This window comes from Thiothrix eikelboomii, from assembly GCF_900167255.1.
GTDB classification, from domain to species: domain Bacteria; phylum Pseudomonadota; class Gammaproteobacteria; order Thiotrichales; family Thiotrichaceae; genus Thiolinea; species Thiolinea eikelboomii.
Map to the genome: position 1 here is coordinate 231,596 of NZ_FUYB01000004.1, position 16,118 is coordinate 247,713.

The window sequence follows — 16,118 nt, forward strand, 5'->3', positions numbered from 1 at the left end:
GCATCTGAAAACCATCTGGACGGGGAGGTTATCCAGCCCTCGAAGGACTGTCTCATCTTATTCAAATATACACCTAATCCTCATGCAATACCTTCACCAAATCCCCGAAGGTACCTCTTCATGGAACAGGTCGCTGATGCTGTTCACGAAGTACATGGTTGCCCGCTTGCGCTCCAGTGGCTGACTCAATCGCCCTGGCATCAGGGATAACTGGAATCCATTCTCATACCTTGGTGTTCCCATAGCTTGCAGCAGGTGTGCCATGATTTCTGATCTACTCCGCATCAGTTTTGAAACTCCTGAACTGTTATGGCAAACCCTAACGATCAAACTTTGGGAAATCCTCAAAGCTATGACCGGATGCGGCGTTCTATCTATCCGTGAAGTGGCTCGGCGAGTGAACCGTGATATGAAAGCCGTACACGGCGACATTCACGCCTTGCTCAATGCTGGCTTGTTGAAAAAATCAGACGATGTTGTTTTATTCCCCTATAGCGGCATTCACGTTGATTTTATGCTGCAAGCTGCTGCCTGAGTGTCGTGGAAGGACTAAGCTCCTGGGTGCAATCGCCGTTAAAACTGCAATGGAACACTGGTGCTATGTTGCACCGCTGTTGCTGTTGCCCCAAACCGAAGATGACTACAACGCACTGGTTGAGGCCTTAGATACTGTGTTGGATGCAGGCGGGGCGGATGAAACCCATCCCCTCGCTGCACTGGCGGATCGCATGGGTGAATTGGTTTCCCAATACGAAGAGGCTCATTTGCCGCCAATTCCTGCCACGGGTATTGATGCACTGCGCTTCTTGATGGAAAGCCATAATGTCGGGCAAGCCGATTTAAGCGAAGTCGCCAGTCAAGGCGTTATTTCCGAATTACTCAGTGGCAAACGTGATTTGAATGTACGGCAAGTTCGAGCGTTGAGCGAACGTTTCAGCGTCCCAGTACAAGTGTTGATTTAACTCGCTGCCGCAACGGGCCACTTGGGTCTTGCTTCAACCGGAGAGTATCCGCACTGACTTCTGCCAGTGTCGGATTTCCCAACCATTGATTGTGCTCTTTAATATAGCTCTTCACCCTAAATCAATAGCCGCCGAATATCCCCTAGCATCTTTGCGAGAAAAGTCGTGAAGCGTGCACCATCTGCGCCGTCAATCACGCGGTGATCATAGGACAAAGATAGGGGCAGCATGAGTCGTGGGGCAAATTCCTTACCATTCCATATAGGCTGCAGGGAAGATTTGGAGATACCCAAAATAGCGACATCGGGGGCATTAATAATCGGAGTAAATTGAGTGCCACCAATTCCACCTAAACTTGAAATCGAGAAGCAACTACCTTGCAAATCAGCAGGTTTTAAGCGGCGTTCACGTGCTTTGGTCGAGACTTCTTTAAGGTCATCGGAAAGTTGCAGTAAGGATTTTTTATCCACATCACGAATAATCGGTACAACCAAACCATCCGGCGTATCAACGGCAATCCCAATATGATAATACTTTTTTTGGATCAGCATTTCGCCAGAAGGATCAAGCGAGGAATTAAAGCGTGGATAAGCTTTTAAGCCAGCGACTACGGCTTTCATGATGAAAACTAAGGGTGTGATTTTAGAGGATTTAATTTTTTCCTGCTCGAGGTTTAATTCTTGGCGGAAAGCCTCTAAATCCGTAATGTCTGCTTGATCAAATTGGGTGACGTGCGGAATATTTAACCAATTACGATGCAAGAATTCGCCCGTCAGTTGATGGATGCGATTTAAGCGTACTGTTGTCACTTCACCCCATTGACTGAAGTCGATTTCAGGCATACGCGGAATACCCAGACCGCTGTGGGGACTGGTGGCGGTTTTCGCTTGCAAGCCAAGCCCCATTACATCTTTGATATAACTTTTGACATCTTCTTGGGTAATACGTTGCTTGCGTCCGGTACCAACCACTCGACTTAAATCCACACCTAATTCACGAGCGAACTTCCGTACTGATGGGGTGGCATAAGCCTTTTTGAAGGCTTCATGATCAACCACGGTTTTGGCGGCCGAAGTAGTTTTAGGCTTATTAGGATTCGTATTTGTATTGGCTTTAGCATCAAGGGGGGCTAAAGGTGTGCTATGGGTCGTGGGCTGAGGATGAGTAATCGGAACCTGCGGTGGCTTTTTTTCAACGGCAGAATTCAGCTCTAAATAGAGGATGAGACTACCTTTAGAAACATGATCACCCTGTTGTATGCGTAATTCTTTGACCGTACCGGCAGCAGGAGAGGGGATCTCCATAGAGGCTTTATCTGATTCAACCGTAATTAATGAGTCCTCGGCCTGAATGCTATCACCCACTTTAACGAGGACTTCAATAATTTCTACTTCTTTAAACTCGCCAATATCAGGGACACGAATTTCTTGGATTGCCATGATCTCGCCTCCCTATACATACAAGGGGTTAGGTTTATTTGGGTCGATTTGATATTTCTCCATCGCTTCCATAATTTTTACGGCAGGTAAGGAGTTTTCATCGACCAAAGACTTGAGTGCTGCCAGGACAATGTAATGGCGGTCAACTTCAAAATGTCTACGTAATTGTGCGCGTGTGTCACTGCGTCCAAAACCATCCGTCCCTAAGACTTTGTAATGCATTGGTATCCAAGCCCGGATTTGATCTGCATAACTACGAATATAATCGGTGGCAGCTACGGCTGGTCCGCGCCGATCTTTTAAGCATTGGGTGACATAAGGTAGGCGCGCATCTTCAAGGGGGTGGAGCAGATTCCAACGTTCAATATCGCGGGCTTCGCGGGCAATTTCATTGAAACTGGTGACACTCCAAATATCAGCATCGACCCCCCATTCTTTATCAAGCATTTCGCCCGCCGCAATTACTTCACGGAGGATAGCACCTGAACCTAGGAGCTGGACTTTTTTCCGTTTTTTCCCACCACCACTAAATAAATACATCCCTTTAAGAATGCCTTCTTCTGCATGAGGCGGCATCGCTGGATGTTGATAGTTTTCATTCATCGCAGTGATGTAATAATAGACATCTTCTTGATTTTCATACATGCGTTTCATGCCATGCTGAATAATCACTGCCAGCTCATAGGCAAAAGTCGGGTCATAAGAAATGCAATTTGGGATTAAGCCCGCTTGTACTAAACCATGTCCATCCTGATGTTGTAAGCCCTCTCCAGCAAGTGTGGTACGTCCTGCTGTGCCACCAATTAAGAAGCCCCGTGCACGGCAATCCCCAGCTGCCCAAGCCAAATCGCCAATCCGCTGAAAACCAAACATCGAATAATAAATATAAAAAGGTACCATGCAGACACCATGCGTGCTGTAGGCAGTCGCCGCCGCGATCCAGCTGGAAATAGCCCCTGCTTCATTAATCCCTTCTTCTAGAATTTGCCCCGATTTATCTTCTTTGTAGAACATCACTTGATCTTTATCTTGTGGCTCATACAACTGACCAACGGAGGAGTAAATACCCAGCTGGCGGAACATGCCCTCCATGCCAAAGGTGCGGGCTTCATCGGGGACGATGGGGACAATATGCCGTCCAATCTGTTTATCACGAGTCAGTAACGTCAGTAGACGGACAAAGGCCATCGTGGTCGACATTTCACGTTCGCCACTACTTTCTAACAGGGTTTGGAACAGGATTAATTCAGGAACTTTTAAGGGGGCCGCATGAGTTTGTCGTTGGGGTAAATAGCCACCTAAGGCTTTACGTCGCTCATGTAAGTATTTGATTTCTTCGCTATCGGCAGCAGGCCGATAATATTTAGCCTCGGCAGCATCCTCATCACTTAAAGGAATATTGAAACGATTTTTAAAGGCAATCATTTCTTCATGAGTCAGTTTTTTCTGTTGATGGGTGCGATTTTGGCCTTCACCTGCAGCGCCCATTCCATAACCTTTTACGGTATGCGCCAGAATAACGGTAGGCTGCTCGGGATGGTTGACGGCAGCGTGATAAGCCGCATACACCTTGTGCGGGTCATGTCCGCCGCGATTTAAGCGCCAAATATCGGCATCACTCATGCGTGCTACCATCTCGCGTAGCTCGGGATAAGCCCCGAAAAAGTGCTCGCGTACATAAGCGCCGTCTTTAGCTTTGTAGTTCTGAAATTCGCCATCGACGACTTCCAACATGCGTTGCTTGAGCTTGCCATGAATATCTTTAGCTAACAGTGGATCCCAATACGAACCCCAGATTACTTTAATAACATTCCAGCCTGCACCCCGGAAAACAGCTTCCAACTCTTGAACGATTTTGCCATTACCGCGCACTGGGCCATCGAGCCGTTGCAGATTGCAATTCACTACCCAAATGAGATTATCGAGTTTTTCACGTCCTCCTAAGGATATAGCACCTAAAGTTTCGGGTTCATCCACTTCGCCATCCCCGACAAAAGCCCAGACATGCCGATTTTCAGTATCTGCAAGCTTACGATCTTGTAGGTATTTCATGAAACGTGCTTGATAGATCGAAGTGATCGGACCTAAGCCCATCGAAACCGTCGGAAACTGCCAATAATTTGACATGAGCCACGGATGCGGATAGGAAGATAAACCTTTACCGCTGGCTTCTTGACGGAAATTATCCAAATCCTCTTCGGTGAAGCGCCCCTCTAAAAAAGAACGTGCATACATTCCCGGAGCGGCATGCCCTTGGATATAAATCACATCCCCCCCATTTTGAGGCGAGGGTGCATGCCAGAAATGATTCATGCCCACATCGTATAAAGTCGCTGCTGAAGCGAAGGTTGCAATATGCCCACCTAACTCCGCACTTTTTCGATTGGCTCGCACTACCATTGCTACCGCATTCCAGCGAATCCATGAGCGCAACCGTAATTCTAAAGCAGGATTACCCGGTGTATATTTTTCTAAATGCGGTGGGATGGTATTGATATAAGCGGTATTGGCGGAATAGGGCAGGTTAGCCCCATTTTGCCGTGCCGTGCTAATTAGTTGCTCAAGTAAAAAATGCGCCCGTTCTAAACCCTCAGTTTCAATGACAGCCTCAAGGGAATCAACCCATTCGAGGGTTTCTTGGGCATCAATATCAGAGGGGATTTTGTCTAGGCTCATGGATGACTCCTTGCAACAATCAAGCGACTAACGCGGTTGCCAAAATAAGTTTAAGCGTTTGAACATAGCACTATCTTCTTTGAAAAGAAAGCGAGCCTAGAATTTGAAAATAAATAAATTTATAAATCAAAGTCTTATAAAAAACAAATCAAATTGGCTGCAATTTTCTACCTATTTTCAGCCACATCCGGTAAGCTCAGCCCTATGAGTGATGAAATTGAAATTATTCCACTGGCTAATCGGTTTCGCGGTTTTCTGCCGGTCGTAGTGGATGTAGAAACGGGTGGCTTTAACTTTCGTAAGGATGCTTTGCTAGAAGTGGCAGCTGTCCTCTTGCGCATTGATGAAAAAGGCGAGTTGTCGCGGCAGCGTACTTACCATTGGCATATTGAACCCTTCCCCAATGCGAATCTTGATCCTAAATCCTTAGAAGTGAATGGGATTAAGCCTTTCAGCCCCTTGCGCTTAGCGATGCCTGAAACCCGTGCTTTAGACGAGTTCTTTAAAATCGTGCGCCGTGAAGTTAAACTGAATCGTTGTAATCGAGCGATTTTAGTGGGGCATAATGCCCCATTTGATCTTAATTTTCTGAACGCAGCTTCTGAACGTAATGATTGCAAGCGTAATCCGTTTCATCCTTTTAGTACTCTAGATACAGTGACTTTAGGGGCGGTTGTGTATGGACAAACGGTATTGGCACGAGTTGCACAGGCCGCCGGTATGAATTGGAATGGTGAACAGGCACATTCTGCTGTCTATGATGCTGAGAAAACGGCAGATATTTTCTGTCATATTGTCAATACATGGCAGACTTTAGATGCTGCTTTTAAAGCGGTCGAAAATTAAATGAGACCCTATGCGGCGGCCTGTGATGAAAATCGTGAGCCGATTTTAGCGGTGCTTAAACCACTGTTGCATGAGTCTGAAGCTGTACTCGAAATCGGTAGTGGCACAGGGCAACATGCCGTGTATTTTGGTGAGCAACTCCCCCATTTAACGTGGCAAACCAGTGATCAACTGGACTACCATGCAGGGATCAGGGCTTGGTTGCAGTCAGCACAGCTACCTAATGTGTATCCACCTTTGCTATTGGATGTCCGTCAAACTGAATGGCCTAAGCTGCAGGTCGATGCGGTATTCTCTGCCAACACCTTGCATATTATGAGCGAGTCTGCTGTGCAGGCTTGTGTGGCCGGTGTGGGTAGTTTATTGCCAACCGGTGGCTTATTCATAGTCTATGGCCCGTTTAATTATGGCGGTCAATTTACGAGTGCGAGCAATGCACGCTTTGATCAATGGCTCAAGCAGCGTGATCCTGATAGTGGGATTCGCAATTTTGAAGATTTGCATGCATTGGCGGCTAAAGCGGGAATGGAATTACAGGCTGATTATGAAATGCCAGTGAATAATCGGCTATTGGTTTGGCGGAAAATAGCAACTAATACCTAATTTTTTCCATGCTAATGGCTTAAACGGTGATCGGACAAAACCTGCTAAACTCTTGCTATCTAGTTAGTAGGTAAATTCCCATGCTCAAATTTCCCTATAACTCATTATCGCCAAGTACTGATAGATAAATATACAAGAGCCGCAGCGTTTACGTTGTATCGCTGTTATCGCATTAGGCTTTGAGCGGGTAGTGTGGCGGGTGCTTGCGTGATTCTGCAAAGTGGTAATAAAGGCAATTATGATGATAACTTTATTAAATCCCCAGCATTCAGTTGTGCTTGGCAGTTTTTCAAGTTTCCCTGTTTGGGTAGTATCAAATCAGGTGCTATTTCCAAAAGCGGATAAACCACAAATGCCCGCTTACATAATTCAGGGTGCGGCACAATCAAATTACTATCTTGAATCACTTCATTGCCATACAACAATAAATCTAAGTCCAAAGTGCGTGGTCCCCAGCGCAAATGGGGATCACGTACTCGGCCATGTAAGCGTTCTATTTCCAAGAGCATTGCTAACAAAGCTTGAGCGCTTAAACGAGTGTTGAAACAAGCGACCGCATTCACATAATCAGGCTGGTCTTGTGGTCCGACCGGTTTACTTTGATAGAAACTTGAAACAGCTTGCAGCTCAATAGCGGAATGCTCAGCTAATTGCTTTAATGCAGCTTTTAAAATAGTCAGCGAATCACCCTGATTACTCCCTAAACCGATATAGGCTAAATGACTGAGGTTCATTCGGCGGCAACTGATTTGGTTTTTTTACGTTTAGTACGGCGTTTTTTACCACTGTTTTTGCACAGCATCGGGCGATCTTCGGGGGAGGTTTCTTGGAAACTCCTCCACCACTCACAATCATCAGCGACGATGGTCTCACCAGAGTTTGCACGTAAGCATAAAAAGTCATAAGCCGCCCGAAAGCGCGGATTATTAAACAGAATAGTCGCACGTCGTAAATCACGATGGCGAAAGCGAGCTTGTAGCCCCCAAATTTCGCGGGTGACATTACTGAAACGTCTTGGAATCGCCGTGATTTTTACCTGATCACGGAGCACATCCGTGGCTGCGATATGCAAGGCTTGTAACTCAGGATGCCCCTTGAGTTGAGCTTGTACCATCTGTGTATGTACTTGCTCCCACAGTAGTACTGCAAACAAGAAAGCAGGCATCACTGACTTACCTTCAGCTAGGCGATGATCGGTGTTGGTCAGTGCTGATTGCAGTAGTTTGCGATATTGCCCATCAACATCATGCGCCAGACTAGTAGCCGTGACAGGTAGCAAAGCGGAGAGTAAGTGATATTGCTCAAGCAGTAGGAAGGTTTTCCAGCCCTGACCACTGTGTAACAGCTTTAATAGTTCATCAAATAAGCGCGCTGGAGCGACTCCATGCAATAGAGAACCCATCGAGTAAATCAACTCACCCGTCGGCCCATCCAGTTCAAAATCTAATTTAGCCGCAAAACGCAAGGCGCGTAGCATCCGCACCGGATCTTCACGATAGCGTTGCTCAGCATCGCCGATTAAATGGAGGCGTCGTTTCGCCAAATCCTGCATGCCGCCAATGTAATCGAGCACATCACCACTGACAGGATCATAAAATAAGGCATTAATCGTAAAATCACGCCGCCAGACATCTTCTTCTAAACTGCCATAGACGTTATCGTGCAGAATTCGACCTTGCTCATTGACTTGGCCTTGCGCGCTTTCATCATGCGGTGCACGGAAGGTGGCGACCTCAATATAATCGCGCCCATAGTAAATATGCGCCAAGCGAAAGCGTCGCCCGATTAAGCGTGCCGAAGAGAAAATTTTGCGAACTTGCTCGGGATGAGCACCGGTCGCTATATCAAAATCTTTAGGGGTTAAACCAAGTAATAGGTCACGGACGCAACCACCTACTAAATAGGCTTCAAAGCCTGCTTTTTGTAGTTTGCGAATAATAGCATCAGCGCGTTCACAAATTTGTTCTTGTGCAATTTTATGTTCAGACGCGGGGATGCGCATTGGCTGCGCTAATCCTGTCAAATTATCGGAAGCTCCCTTCAATAGCCCTGTAGCAGACATCAATGTATTAAGGATGTTACCAAAAGTTGCAATAATAACACCGCCTGTGCAACACCACTAACCCTCGTTACGGTTTAAATTAAGGTTTTTGCCATTAAAATGGCAGATTCTCGTCCATTCTTTGCCGGATAGTAGTTTTTTCGCAAGCCAATTTCATTAAAGCCCTGTGATAAATACAAGCGAATCGCAGAGGTATTCGAGGGGCGAACCTCTAAAAAGCAATCTTGTGCGCCTAAGCTACGGCCAATTTGCTCAGCAGTCGCCAACAGGCGTTTCCCTAAGCCTTGATTTTGTCGGTTGGGTGCAACGGTGATATTTAGAATATGTAATTCGCCTACTGCAATGGATAAGACACAGTAGGCCAAGATTTCCTCATTCAATTCATGAAGATAAGCATGATAGCTACTCTGCTTGAGACAATCTTGAAAGATGCCTATAGTCCAAGGATAAAGATAGGCCGTTCTTTCAATGAGCATTAACCGTTCAAGATCAGTCGTGAGCATGGGGCGTAATGGGAGGAATGAGCTAGCTTCAGACATAAAATATAACAATAAATTTAATGGGTCGCTCTGAGTGAGCCTAGAAAATCCCGTGCTAATTGTAAATCTTGCCAAGCACGACGCTTTTCAGTGGGTTGGCGTAATAAATAAGCGGGATGATAAGTCACAATCACAGGGAGCTTGGTCTGCGGTAAAGTATGCACACTCCCGCGTAAACGCCCTAACGGCGTAGTCGTTTGTAGTAAATGATGCGCCGCAATCCGTCCGACAACCAAAATTAAGGCCGGTTGAATGAGGGCAATCTGCCGTTCTAAATAGGCTCGGCAATAGGCTGCCTCTTCCGGCTTAGGATCCCGATTATTAGGCGGGCGGCATTTGAGAATATTGGCGATATAAATCTCGGTACGGGCTATTTGAATAGCGGCGAGCATATTCGTTAAAAGTTGCCCTGATTTGCCCACAAAGGGTAGGCCTTGCCGATCTTCTTCAGCTCCGGGGGCTTCACCAATCACCATGCAACGGGCTTGTTGATTGCCTGAGCCAAAGACCGTTTGAGTACGGGTTTTGTGTAATTCACACAGTTTGCAAGCTTCAACCGCTGCTTGTAGTTCTGGCCAAGCGAGTGATGTGCAATCGACGGTGGATCTAACTACTGCAGGTCTAAGGGGAGTCACCTCCACCCCAGCAGGTTTTGTGCTAGGTGGAGGTGCTTCCTCAATCACTGGCACAGACTCAAGCGGCTTATCCATTGCTTTGGGCCGCCATAGGGGAATCCCCATGGCTTTTAGATAACGGCTACGAGTCGTCCAGTCCAAACTTGCTTATACTCCGCTGTGCTGGGGGTGAGCACGTTGTTGGCTTGAGGCCAATTTATTCAGACCATCCACATAGGCTTTGGCAGACGCGATGACAATATCCGTATCTGCACCATGCCCATGCACTAAACGTCCTGCTTGCTCTAAACGTATCGTGACTTCACCTTGCGAGTCGGTACCACTGGTAATAGCATTGACCGAGTACAATTGCAAAGCCGCCTCTTCACGAGTAATGGCTTGAATCGCTTTATACACGGCATCGACTGGACCGCCTCCACAAGCTTCAGCGCCTTGCTCTACTCCATTCACTTTTAAAGTCACAGTAGCCACGGGCGCTTCTCCAGTTTCTGAGCAAACCCGAGAAGACACTAATTCATAAGTCGCTTGCTCTTGAGCAGAACGTGACTCTAAGATCAACATCTGCAAATCTTCGTCGAAGATTTCATGTTTGCGATCAGCTAGGTCTTTAAAGCGTGAAAAGGCGGTATTGATTTCGGCTTCGGTTTTCAACTCAATGCCTAAATCCTGCAAGCGTGTGCGGAAAGCATTGCGCCCGGAGTGTTTGCCTAAGACAATTTTATTATCTGACCAACCCACATCCTGCGCCCGCATAATTTCGTAAGTTTCGCGATGCTTGAGGACACCATCTTGATGAATACCCGATTCATGTGCAAAGGCATTCGCACCCACAATGGCTTTATTCGGCTGAACAGCAAAGCCGGTCACACTGGAGACTAAGCGCGAAGTCGGCACAATTTGCGTGGTATCAATTTGGGTATCGACTGAGAACACATCATGACGAGTACGAATCGCCATCACGATTTCTTCTAAAGAGGCATTGCCAGCCCGTTCGCCTAAACCATTGATGGTACACTCAACTTGACGCGCACCTTGCATAACGGCAGCTAAAGAGTTGCCTACCGCTAGGCCTAAATCATTGTGGCAATGCACCGAGAAAACCGCTTTATCAGCATTCGGGATGGTTTGAATTAAACGCCCAACCATATCACCAAAAACCTGTGGAATTTGATAGCCCACGGTATCAGGAATATTAATGGTAGTCGCTCCGGCAGCAATGGCGGCTTCAATCACCCGACATAAGAACTCAAATTCAGAGCGCCCCGCATCTTCACATGAGAATTCAACATTATCGGTGTAGTTGCGGGCTTTTTTCACGGCATAAACGGCTTGCTCAACGACTTGATCAGGGGTCATCCGCAATTTGTTTTGCATATGAATCGGCGAGGTCGCAATAAACGTATGGATACGTCCAGAATTCGCACCTTTTAAGGCTTCGGCTGCCCGCTCAATATCAGCATCTAAGGCTCGGGCTAGGCCACAGACAGTACTTTCTTTGATTAAACCGGCAATCGCTTTGACGGATTCAAAGTCACCGGGGCTAGCAATGGGGAAGCCTGCTTCGATCACATCGACCCGCATTTTTTCTAGCATTTTGGCAATACGAATTTTCTCGGCTTGATTCATGGACGCGCCGGGGCTTTGTTCGCCGTCACGCAAGGTCGTATCAAATATAATTAAGCGTTGTTTAGACATGAGGTATCTCCAAAGAGTCTGCTAAGTGTCATCATAAAGTAAAACAGGGAGTGCGTGTTAACCTCGCCAGGTTAGTTACCTTATTCTGCCCGTAACGGCAGTCGGCATAGCAGAACAGCAGGCAGGAAGCAGCTTTGGCTAGAAAAGCCAACTGACAAAGAGTATGTCGTGCTGCAAGTATTCATCAAATCTCAAAACTTTAAATGCGTGCTCAGGAAACTACAATAAAATACCCTAAAGCTCAAGCTTTCTTAGATCTTTAGTGTATTAGAGCGTTAGCTGGATAGCTTGTTAGTTAAATAGCCTTTAGTTAGATAGATGAAACTCTGTTCATCTATCTTGATTTGTAGCTATTTGTCTAGCTAGGGAGTCACTACCCCTATGTGTCAAGCTCCGCTGAGACCACCCGTATAGCCGAGGGTCAACTCGCCGGGCTGAGAAGCTTGACGTGGCGTTCCACCAACATACAGCTCACCTTCCAGTTTGAGTTCATCCAAATTAATCCGAAAGAAAGTGCCACTATCCGAGGCAAAATTGTAGTAATACTGTTTATCTGGGCTAACCCGTGCAGTATGGGCTTGCAAAAATGCGCTTTGCTCAGGAATATCTTTGGCGACTTCGATATTTTTGATGAGCTGGTGAGTCGTCATATCAATCACTGAAACAAACGTATCCCAATGGTTAGTAACCACGGCGATGTTTTTATCAGGGATGAAGGTCGTGTGTCCTGCACCTTTGCCGACCGCAACGGTCGCGGTGATTTCCATATTTTCCCGATTAATCACATAGAGTTTGCCAGAATTATCACCAATATAAATCTCTTGACCATTAGGGTGTAAATCAAGGTGATGTGCACCTTGTTGGCTTAGCTCGCCCGGGAAAAGCGTCGTGCGCGTGAGTTCAAGATTCTTACCATTCAGCTGCAACTCTCCCACTCCGGCGGGAATACCTGCTGCAGGATTACCTTCTAAGGCAGCATAAAAAATACCAGTGGCTTTGTTTCCACTAATATCATGGATCGAAGAAGGGGCTGTCAGCGTGTCTTGAAGTTCAACCTCCCAAGAGTCTTTTACTTTATTGACCCCATATAAGGAGAGCGTATTGTTTTCACGGTCTAACAGGACAAACTGATTATCAGAAACCCAATCACCGTGGCCTGTTGCATTCTCACCATCATAGTTATTGATGCTACCTTCAGTAACTTGATTGCGACCCCCTGCCGCCACCAGCTCATCCTTGGTGTAGTCAATTAAGGCGAACATGGGTTTGTCTACCCCAGTCACTAAATTTAAGCCAAGCTGAGTGTTTTTTGCGCCAGTCCGGGGGTGGAAAGGGAGGTCAATCTTGTCTGCCGTGGTTTCAAAGGCTTTAGTGTCGGGGTTGCGTTCGAGAACAGTGATGTAATTACTTTCACGATTAAAGACATAGGATTTATCATCCGTCACATGATCAGCGGAGTAGACTTTTTTCCCATCAATGGGAATATCAGGGAGGCGCTCAAAACTAGAGAGCTTCATCGGAACAATCCGGCTATTGGTTGGGTCACCAAACAGCATCAGATCACCACGCGCCGTATCCCACGCCTGAGGGTCAGTGTTTGGTTGCACTGGGGTTTTGGGTGAGGGTGGTTCGGTGGGTTTAAGTTTTGCACAAAGCTGATCAAGTAGGTTCTTGATTAGACTCAATAACAGCAACTGTATTTGCTGACCCAAGGATGTGCTGGTGCCAACGGAGGCAAAATTGTTTGAAAACCCTACGGCTTGTGTTGAAAGAGGGTTAGAGCTAGAGCCTAGATTCTGGGCTGTACGTGCTGTACCCCGAGCTTGGTGGAATGAGTTATTTATGCGCATCAATGTTCTCTCCTGATAAGTATAACGTCCTAATAAATCGCAGGGGAAACAATGAACTAGCGGCTTGGAATCTACATGTCAAGACCGACAAACTGAAGCAGTTTCAGGATCGAAGGAGGATCTTAGTGATTGAGATCCTCGCTTCAATTTTAAGACTAAGATGAGCTAGGTGAGCTAGGTGAGCTAGGGGGTGGGGTAGTTGGATGTTCTTTCTTGCGCCGTTGCAGACGTCGATAACGACGTACTACCCAAATTAGTGGTCCTGACAATGAATAAATCACAAACACGGTGAATAAAACTTTGGGAGGATCAATCGTCGTGAGTGCGAAGATCAGTAAAACCGCAATCATGACCACAAAGGGGACTTTATTGCGTAGATCAAATTCCTTGAAGCTGTAATAACTGACATTACTGACCATCAACAGGCCTGCGGTCAGGGTCATTAATAAGGCGGGGAATTGCAGATTATTCCCCGAATAGTGCATGTCATTGAATACCCAAACCATCCCGGCCATTAAAGCCGCTGCAGTGGGGCTAGGCAAGCCAGTAAAATACCGCTTATCACTCTTACCAATATGTGTATTAAAGCGGGCTAATCGCAAAGCTGCACAAGCCACATACACAAAAGCCGCTAGCCAGCCGACTTTGCCCCAACCCGTCCCCATTTCGCCAAAATGAACCAATGACCACTGATACATGGTTAGACCGGGCGCGACGCCAAAGGAAATCAAATCGGCCATACTGTCATATTCAGCCCCAAAAGCTGTCTGAGTATTTGTCAGGCGTGCCACCCGACCATCTAAGCCATCCAAAACCATAGAAATAAAAATGGCAATCGCCGCCACTTCAAAACGATCTTGCATTGCGGCCACAATGGCATAAAAACCACTAAACATCGCGGCCGTGGTGAAAAGATTGGGCAATAAATAAATCCCACGACTACGCGGACGCCCCGTGGCTTGAGGGTTTTCAGGGCTAGCAGCCTGCTGTTCTGATTCCATTGAATAATTTCCTAGTGATTTTGTCATTATGATGATGCTAAGTAGAATAGCATTATGACAAGCCGTAGCTTAGAGGGTCAATTGTCAGTCTAGGTACTGAGTATAGCGCATCAGCAAGCTAACAAGCCGCTCATTTAGCAACTTGTTAACTTGATTAAGGCTTAAAATATTTTAAGCGGTTGAGCTGAAGCTTAATTCGGCTTAGGCTTAATTCGACTTAATTTAGGGCTAAGCCTAAATGCTTGGCCAAATCATGGATTAAGGTATCCGCTCCTGATAGTTGTTTTTGGAGGATTAAACCTTCTTCCATGTGGGCTACTAAGTTTTCAATCGCATTGATGTGCTTAATACGTAATTCTAAAATTTCCACACCGGTTTTAATTGGCGTCATTAATTGGGCGGCACGGTGAGTGTCTTGCTGAATGGCTTCGTTAACTTGGCTAATTGAGCGCATTAAGTTTTCACAACTATCCGCTTGAATCAATCTGCGGCCTAAATCCAAACCTTCATGATTATCAGTGAGTTCATGCCCTAAAGCATTGAGTTGCCGCATGTGATTACGTAATTCAGCAATGGCTTCACGTTCTGCACTGATCAGGGTTTGATTCGCGGCGAGTTTTTGTTGCAAATCCGTATAAGCGGCAACCACAGGTTCAAGACCCGCATGATCTAGGGATTTAAGTGCAGCGGAATAGGTCGACTCATGGCTAGCGGGCTCCATCGTTTCAGTTGCTTGCTCTGTAATTGTAGTCAAGGATTGGCCTGCTGGTTCTGGTGCTACGGTGGTTTGCATGGCTTCAGCCGTAGACTCGGGTTCTGCAAAAGAGGGGCTTAGTTCAGTAGGCGTGGTCGCCTCAGTGGTTGCTTCAGCTGTGTGGGTTGGCGCAGTCTCTGTTTCAGTGCTGGTGAAGATCGCATCAACAACGTCTTCTGTTTTGTTAAGATCGGTTGCTTCTAAAAAATGATCGCGTTGATAGGTCGGTTCAGTTCTGTTGGGTGGGTTTAAACCTAGCTCAGCAAACAGTGCGTCATGCGCACTCAACTTAGGTGCTAATTCCGATGTTGCTGGGTTATCCGTATCAGTTAAGATGGAAAATGGATTATTCTCTGGCATAGTGGTTCATTCTTTTTAATTATTAAAAGCTTTATTGAACGAGTTATGTTAATTGAACTTGTTCAATTCAGTGCTTAAACAGCTTGAGTCAAAACAGTTATCTTCAGTTTTGACTCTAAAAGATTAGCGGCGTGCGGTCAAATCCAAGGAGATAGTTGGTCGTTTACGGTTTAAGTAATTGATAGCCTTGTGCTTCAAGGCGACCCACCTCAGCTACCCCTGATGGGATCACGTCTTCAGCTTTAGCCTCATATAAATCAGCCATTTTAATTTTGCGGCCCACTAAAGTGTTGTAGCAAATTTGGAATTTCACACCTTTGGCTTTAAGTTCAGTGAGTTGCAACGGCAGCTTAGCATCATTGTCTAGTTCAACATCTTTAGCGACTTTTAATAGGCCTAGACCATCACCGTTCATAACGACTACGGCCTCAGTCTTTTTGCCAGTGCTCTCTAATGCTTTAATATAATTATTAACATTAGCAAGGATACCGAGATACTTTTTCTGATCACCTTCGGTGGATACATGCACCACAACTTTTTCAGCACCTGCATAATAGTCAGCAGGTACTTTAGGTGCGGGAACGCCGGGGTCAAATTCTTCAGCTAATACGTTGGAAACAGCAAAGGGCAGCGTTAAGGCTAAGCATAAAGCTATTTTTTTCAACATGTTGATCTCCTCCAATCCATAAAAGAACC

Annotated in this window: 16 protein-coding genes; 4 read left to right on the forward strand and 12 right to left on the reverse strand. The window is 46.2% G+C overall.

Annotated features, from left to right (window positions below; translation table 11 throughout):
* Positions 1-93: 93 nt before the first annotated feature.
* Entirely contained in the window at positions 94-285 is a 192-nt protein-coding gene (locus B5D50_RS20745) for a DUF5131 family protein (protein ID WP_143594279.1), read from the reverse strand.
* Between B5D50_RS20745 and B5D50_RS06880 the strand changes: the two genes are divergently transcribed.
* Positions 263-535 carry an HVO_A0114 family putative DNA-binding protein gene (locus B5D50_RS06880; protein WP_078921846.1) on the forward strand — a complete coding sequence of 91 codons (273 nt, stop codon included), beginning with the start codon at positions 263-265 and terminating at the stop codon, positions 533-535. The two genes, B5D50_RS20745 and B5D50_RS06880, sit on opposite strands and share 23 nt — an antisense overlap.
* A gap of 49 nt (positions 536-584) precedes the next feature.
* Positions 585-962 carry a helix-turn-helix domain-containing protein gene (locus B5D50_RS06885; RefSeq protein WP_234975822.1) on the forward strand — a complete coding sequence of 126 codons (378 nt, stop codon included), beginning with the start codon at positions 585-587 and terminating at the stop codon, positions 960-962.
* A gap of 116 nt (positions 963-1,078) precedes the next feature.
* On the opposite strand, the gene aceF is transcribed toward B5D50_RS06885, so the two are convergent.
* A complete protein-coding gene (gene aceF, locus B5D50_RS06890) occupies positions 1,079-2,401 on the reverse strand; it encodes a dihydrolipoyllysine-residue acetyltransferase (RefSeq protein ID WP_078921847.1) in 1,323 nt (440 codons plus the stop codon).
* A gap of 12 nt (positions 2,402-2,413) precedes the next feature.
* Complete coding sequence (gene aceE, locus B5D50_RS06895) at positions 2,414-5,077, reverse strand: pyruvate dehydrogenase (acetyl-transferring), homodimeric type (protein WP_078921848.1); 2,664 nt, start codon at positions 5,075-5,077, stop codon at positions 2,414-2,416.
* A 204-nt stretch (positions 5,078-5,281) separates the two neighbouring features.
* Here aceE and rnt point away from each other — a divergent pair, with 204 nt between their 5' ends.
* Both rnt and B5D50_RS06905 read left to right on the forward strand, forming a co-directional pair.
* Complete coding sequence (gene rnt, locus B5D50_RS06900) at positions 5,282-5,923, forward strand: ribonuclease T (RefSeq protein WP_078921849.1); 642 nt, start codon at positions 5,282-5,284, stop codon at positions 5,921-5,923.
* A complete protein-coding gene (locus B5D50_RS06905; protein WP_078921850.1) occupies positions 5,924-6,526 on the forward strand; it encodes a DUF938 domain-containing protein in 603 nt (200 codons plus the stop codon).
* A 236-nt stretch (positions 6,527-6,762) separates the two neighbouring features.
* Here the strand turns inward: B5D50_RS06905 and folK are convergent, their stop codons facing one another.
* The 9 genes from folK to B5D50_RS06950 form a co-directional block, all read right to left on the reverse strand.
* Positions 6,763-7,260 (reverse strand): 2-amino-4-hydroxy-6-hydroxymethyldihydropteridine diphosphokinase, encoded by a 498-nt coding sequence (folK, locus tag B5D50_RS06910; RefSeq protein ID WP_078921851.1) that lies wholly within the window; start codon positions 7,258-7,260, stop codon positions 6,763-6,765.
* On the reverse strand, positions 7,257-8,528 hold the full coding sequence (pcnB, locus tag B5D50_RS06915; RefSeq protein WP_143594280.1) for a polynucleotide adenylyltransferase PcnB: 1,272 nt from the start codon (positions 8,526-8,528) through the stop codon (positions 7,257-7,259). The genes folK and pcnB overlap by 4 nt, the downstream gene beginning before the upstream one ends.
* Before the next feature lie 134 nt (positions 8,529-8,662).
* Complete coding sequence (gene rimI, locus B5D50_RS06920) at positions 8,663-9,127, reverse strand: ribosomal protein S18-alanine N-acetyltransferase (protein ID WP_078921853.1); 465 nt, start codon at positions 9,125-9,127, stop codon at positions 8,663-8,665.
* 17 nt (positions 9,128-9,144) lie between these two features.
* The gene (locus B5D50_RS06925; RefSeq protein ID WP_234975823.1) at positions 9,145-9,903 is read right to left on the reverse strand and encodes a uracil-DNA glycosylase; all 759 of its coding nucleotides are present in this window, start codon (positions 9,901-9,903) and stop codon (positions 9,145-9,147) included.
* 6 nt (positions 9,904-9,909) lie between these two features.
* Positions 9,910-11,457 carry a 2-isopropylmalate synthase gene (locus tag B5D50_RS06930; protein WP_078921855.1) on the reverse strand — a complete coding sequence of 516 codons (1,548 nt, stop codon included), beginning with the start codon at positions 11,455-11,457 and terminating at the stop codon, positions 9,910-9,912.
* A 386-nt stretch (positions 11,458-11,843) separates the two neighbouring features.
* Positions 11,844-13,307 (reverse strand): YncE family protein, encoded by a 1,464-nt coding sequence (locus B5D50_RS06935; protein ID WP_078921856.1) that lies wholly within the window; start codon positions 13,305-13,307, stop codon positions 11,844-11,846.
* 155 nt (positions 13,308-13,462) lie between these two features.
* Entirely contained in the window at positions 13,463-14,308 is an 846-nt protein-coding gene (gene pssA, locus B5D50_RS06940; RefSeq protein WP_078921857.1) for a CDP-diacylglycerol--serine O-phosphatidyltransferase, read from the reverse strand.
* 217 nt (positions 14,309-14,525) lie between these two features.
* On the reverse strand, positions 14,526-15,422 hold the full coding sequence (locus B5D50_RS06945; protein WP_078921858.1) for a hypothetical protein: 897 nt from the start codon (positions 15,420-15,422) through the stop codon (positions 14,526-14,528).
* 163 nt (positions 15,423-15,585) lie between these two features.
* Positions 15,586-16,089 carry a DsrE family protein gene (locus B5D50_RS06950; protein WP_078921859.1) on the reverse strand — a complete coding sequence of 168 codons (504 nt, stop codon included), beginning with the start codon at positions 16,087-16,089 and terminating at the stop codon, positions 15,586-15,588.
* Positions 16,090-16,118 lie beyond the last annotated feature (29 nt).